Here is a 2,939-nt window from a genome sequence, read left to right as displayed (position 1 = left end):
CACCTTGGTGGCGAACTCCATGTGGCCGTTGGGCGTGCACAGGCGGATGCGCGTCAGCGCATTGATGATCACCCGCATCCGCTTGCCGCCCTTGTGGTCTTCCTTCCAGGTGGCTGGCTCGTTGCCATACATCTTCTGCAGCGCTTTTTGCCAGTTCGGGCCGCGCAAGGCGTCCTGGACCTCGCCGGCCAAGGCCAGCGTTTTGGCGACGTCCCATTTGGCCAGCGTGCCGGCGTGGACCAGCAGGTGGCCCTGCTCGAAATGGGCCAGGGGCCGGAACCGCAGCCAGTTGATCAGCTCGGCCGCGTCCGGCGCCCGCAGCACGTGGTCGAGCGTGTCCGATTTGGACGGCTTGCGTACGCCGGCGGCCGTGGCCAGCAGGTGCAGGTCATGGTTGCCGAGCACCGAGGTGGCGCGGTCGCCCAGGTCGATGATGCGACGCAGGGTTTCCAGCGACTCCGGGCCGCGATTGACCAGGTCCCCGGCGAACCAGAAGCGCGACTTGGGGTCGCCGACCAGGTCGGGATGGGACAGCAAACGATCCAGCGGCGAGCAGCAGCCCTGCACGTCGCCGATCATCCAGATACTGCCGTTCATGCGGGACTTTTGCTCCAAGGCCAACGTTGTTGCACGATCCGCGTGATGGTGTGGCGGTACTCCATGTAGCTCATGGCGCCCAGCGCCACGATCATGGCGCCGATGTTCGGACCCAGGGCGGTCAGCCAGGCCGGCCATTTGCCCAGCATGCCCACGTTCAGGGCCAATTGGTTCAACATGAAGAAGCCCACGCCCAGCAGGATGCCGATGAAGACCTTGGCGCCTACGCCGCCGCGGCGCGTCTGCATCAAGCCAATGGGAGCGGCAATGGTGATCATGACCAGCAGGGTGAACGGATATGCCAGTTTGCGCCACAAGGCGACGACCTGTCGACCATATTGCAGCTGGTTGTTGCGCAAATAATCCACATAGTCCAGCAGCGTGGCGATGGACATGCGTTCAGGGGTCAGCACCCGGGCCAGCAGGCGCTCGGCGCTGAGCGTGGTGTCGATATTGCGCTCGGGTAACTTGACCACGGTGGCGGGCGGGTTCTTGGGCGGACGCGCGTTGGCCAGCGCTTCGGCCGCATCGTCGTCCAGCCGGGTTTCGGTGACGTCCTTGAGCAGCAGGTCGCCGTGCGTGAACAGACCGGTAGGCGCGGTCGACAGCGCGGACAGCGTCTGGTCCTTCTTGAATTCATAGAGGGTCACGGCGCTGACCTGGCCGTCGCCCTTGAGTTCACCGATGTTGATGATGCGGGTGCCGCCGTCGGCGGTGGGTTCCTTGAACCAGTAGCCGCTCTTGAGGCGGTCGCCGCCGGCCTTGCCGCGGAACAGCAGGTTGGCCTCGCCGGATTTGATTTCGGCCCAGGGCGTGACGTACTCGGACAGCAGGCCCGCGCCTATCATCAGCGGGATCGTAACGATCCAGAGCATGCGCAGCAGCTTCATGCCGCTGACGCCGGACACGCGCAGGATGACCAGTTCGTTGCGCTGGGCCAGCCCCGCCAGCGCCAGGATGGCGCCGATCAGCAGGCCGATGGGCAGCAGGTCGTAGAGACGGGTGGGAATCGCCAGGGCCTGCATGTACAGCAGGGCCATCATGGAGAACTTGTCGCCCACGTTGTCCAGATCGTCCACCAGCGCGAAGAACGTGAAAAGGCCCAGCAGGGCCATAAGGACCACTGCGCAAGAGCGATAGATCTCGCGGGCCAGGTAGCGACGTGCGGTGCGCATGAAAGAAAGGAGGAACGCCTAAACCCGAAAGCTTAACAAATCCCGCCGCTGAGGGTGGGGCCGGAGAGCTGGATCCGTGTCAGGGAATGTCGACCATCTGCATCCGCCGCGTCAGGACGCCGACCCGGGAGTTCAGGTAGCGGGTGTTGCGGTGGGCGTCGTAGAAGCGCGGATTGGGCAACATGGCCGCCAGCCGGGCCGACTGGCTGGCCCCCAGGTTGGCGGCGGTGGTGTTGAAATAATGCTTGGCGGCGGCCTGGGCGCCGAACACGCCCTCGCCCCATTCCGCCACGTTCAGATACAGCTCCAGGATCCGCTCCTTGCTCATGACATGTTCGATCATGTAGGTCAGGACGAGTTCCTGGCCCTTGCGGATATAGCTGCGGGAGCTGGACAGGAACAGGTTCTTGGCCAGCTGCTGGGTGATGGTGGAGCCGCCGCGCATCTTGCTGCGGCCAGCATCCTGCTGCTTCTGGTTGTATTCCCAGGCCTTGCGGATGGCGTCCCATTCGACGCCGTCGTGCTCGGTGAAATTGGAGTCCTCGGACGCCACGACCGCGCGCTTGAGGTTGCGGTTGATCTTGTCGTAAGGCACCCATTCGTACTTCAGCTCGAAATCGGCGTTGCCGTCGCTCAGGCGGGACCGCTCCTCGCGCATGACCGCGCTGCTGCCGGGGGCGCGGTAGTTGTACCAGACCACCTGGGCGAACAGCCAGAACTGGTAAAGCAGCACCAGGCATACCAGCGCCATCAGCGCGCCGCTGATGATCCGGAACCAGGAGCGGCCCTTGCGCGTCGTCATGCCGCTTATTGCCCGGCCTCGAGCGCCTCGCGCAGCGCTGCCAGCACCGGGGCGGGGTCGGGACGGACGCCGTGCCAGATGTAGAAGCTCTCGGCCGCCTGGCCCACCAGCATGCCCAGGCCGTCCGCGGTCAGGCCGGCGCCGTCGGCTTCGGCCTGTTTCATGAAGGCGGTGGGTTGGGCGCCATACATCATGTCGTAGGCGGTGGCGCCGGGCGCGTACAGGCCCGGGGGAAGATCGGGGGCGGCGTTCTGCAGGCCGCTGGCGGTGGCGTTGACGACCAGGTTCCAGCCGCCGGCCAGGGCGGCGTCCGCCAGGCTGCCGCCCGTGACCGCCGTCTGTGGCGACACGCCGCTGTCGCGCCA

Annotated in this window: 3 protein-coding genes and 1 pseudogene; all 4 read right to left on the bottom strand. The window is 65.6% G+C overall.

Features of this window, described 5'->3' with window-relative positions:
• On the bottom strand, positions 1–597 hold a 597-nt coding region (locus tag VIR09_RS22965), incomplete at its 3' end, for a symmetrical bis(5'-nucleosyl)-tetraphosphatase (RefSeq protein WP_332014943.1).
• Positions 594–1,772: an LPS export ABC transporter permease LptG gene (gene lptG, locus VIR09_RS22960; RefSeq protein WP_332014942.1), complete on the bottom strand. Its 1,179-nt coding sequence runs from the start codon at positions 1,770–1,772 to the stop codon at positions 594–596. The genes VIR09_RS22965 and lptG, both read right to left, overlap by 4 nt.
• A gap of 79 nt (positions 1,773–1,851) precedes the next feature.
• Positions 1,852–2,574 carry a monofunctional biosynthetic peptidoglycan transglycosylase gene (gene mtgA, locus VIR09_RS22955; RefSeq protein WP_332014941.1) on the bottom strand — a complete coding sequence of 241 codons (723 nt, stop codon included), beginning with the start codon at positions 2,572–2,574 and terminating at the stop codon, positions 1,852–1,854.
• A 5-nt stretch (positions 2,575–2,579) separates the two neighbouring features.
• A pseudogene (gene aroE / locus VIR09_RS22950) lies at positions 2,580–2,939 on the bottom strand (shikimate dehydrogenase); the annotation flags it as partial.

The sequence above is a fragment of the Achromobacter sp. genome (genome assembly GCF_036567245.1).
In the GTDB taxonomy this organism is placed as follows: Bacteria; Pseudomonadota; Gammaproteobacteria; order Burkholderiales; family Burkholderiaceae_B; genus Achromobacter.
This window is presented reverse-complemented; position numbering and strand designations above follow the sequence as displayed.